Source organism: Methanobrevibacter sp. 87.7 (genome assembly GCF_002208625.1).
Classification (GTDB): Archaea; Methanobacteriota; Methanobacteria; order Methanobacteriales; family Methanobacteriaceae; genus Methanarmilla.
Genome location: NZ_MRCT01000258.1, coordinates 1 through 1520 on the forward strand (window position 1 = coordinate 1; position 1520 = coordinate 1520).

Here is a 1520-nt window from a genome sequence, read left to right on the forward strand (position 1 = left end):
GTGTAAATTTTAATATTAAATTTAATATTTTAAAAAAATCTAATTTAATTAAATATATTGTATTTTTATATAAATTATTAAAAAAATTATATTTTAATTAGATTTTATACAATATTTTTTGAAAAAGTATTTAGAAAGTATAAATATTATAACTTATAAGTGTTCATTTGTCTTAATAATTAAAAATATTCTTTATTTTTAAAAATAACCATTTAATTATATGTGTTTTAATTATTATTAATTAATAATTAATTAATTTAATATTTATCTTTTTATTTTACTTAATTTATATTGTATTTTTATTAAGTTTACACTTGAAATATATGACTAATTTATAATATTTTTTTACACTTCAATAAGTTCAGTGTATCTTTATTAAATTTAATACTTTCATATGATTGTTAAAAATTTTTAATATTTTTTGGTGTTACTATGGATTATCCTATTGTTAGAATGAGAAGACTTAGAAAAAATGCTAATATTCGTGAAATCGTAAGAGAAACAAAAGTTAATAAAGAGGATTTAATTTATCCAATATATTTTAAAGAAGATTTAAAAGGGGATGAAAAAGAAGAAATCCCAACAATGCCTAATCAATTTGGATATTCAATTGAAAGTGGTGTTGAATATGCTAAAAAATTAGAAGCTAAAGGTTTAAAATCTATTATTGTATTTGGAATTCCTAATGAAGATACAAAAGATGAAGTTGGTTCTCCTGCATTTAGAGAAGATGGTATTGTTCAAAAAGCTATTAAAGCATTAAAAGAGAATACTGATTTAGTAGTTATTGGAGATGTCTGTTTATGTCAATATACTTCTCATGGACATTGTGGATTAATTAAAGAATATGCTAAAGGGGATTTTGAAGATAATATTGATGATGGAATTAAAATTTTAAATGATCCTTCTTTAGAATATCTTGCTAAAACTGCTGTATCTCAAGCAAAAGCAGGTGCTGATGCAGTTGCACCTTCTGATATGATGGATGGTAGAGTGGAAGTTATTCGTAATGCATTAGATGCTAATGGTTTTGAAGATGTTATGGTAATTTCATATTCTGCTAAATTTGCTTCATCTTTCTATGCACCATTTAGAGATGCTGCAAATTCAACTCCTGGAAAAGGAAATAGGAGATCTTATCAAATGGATCCAGCTAATGGTCGTGAAGCTATTCGTGAATGTGAACTTGATGTAATTGAAGGAGCAGATATGTTAATGGTTAAACCTGCATTACCTTATCTTGATGTTATATCTAAAGTTAAAGAAGAATTTAATCTTCCTCTTGTGACTTATAATGTAAGTGGTGAATATTCTATGCTTGTTGCTGCTATTGATAAAGGATATTTAACTGAAGATTCTATTATGGAATCACTTGTATCTATTAAAAGAGCAGGAGCAGATTTAATTATAACTTACTTTGCACCATTCGTTTTAGATAAATTATAAATTTAAATATTTATTAAATAATTTTAAACTTTTTTTAAGTTTTTAATTTATTTTTTATTTTATTAAGTAGGTTT

1 protein-coding gene is annotated in these 1520 nt (G+C 23.6%); it reads left to right on the plus strand.

The genetic code is table 11. The features are described from left to right. Positions 1–432 precede the first annotated feature (432 nt). On the plus strand, positions 433–1446 hold the full coding sequence (gene hemB / locus BGI41_RS08080) for a porphobilinogen synthase (RefSeq protein ID WP_088540187.1): 1014 nt from the start codon (positions 433–435) through the stop codon (positions 1444–1446). The last annotated feature ends 74 nt before the right edge of the window (positions 1447–1520 follow it).

Excerpts from the sequence above, each read along its gene's own strand:
- hemB (WP_088540187.1), top strand. The coding sequence starts at position 433 with ATGGATTATCCTATTGTTAGAATGAGAAGACTTAGAAAAAATGCTAAT.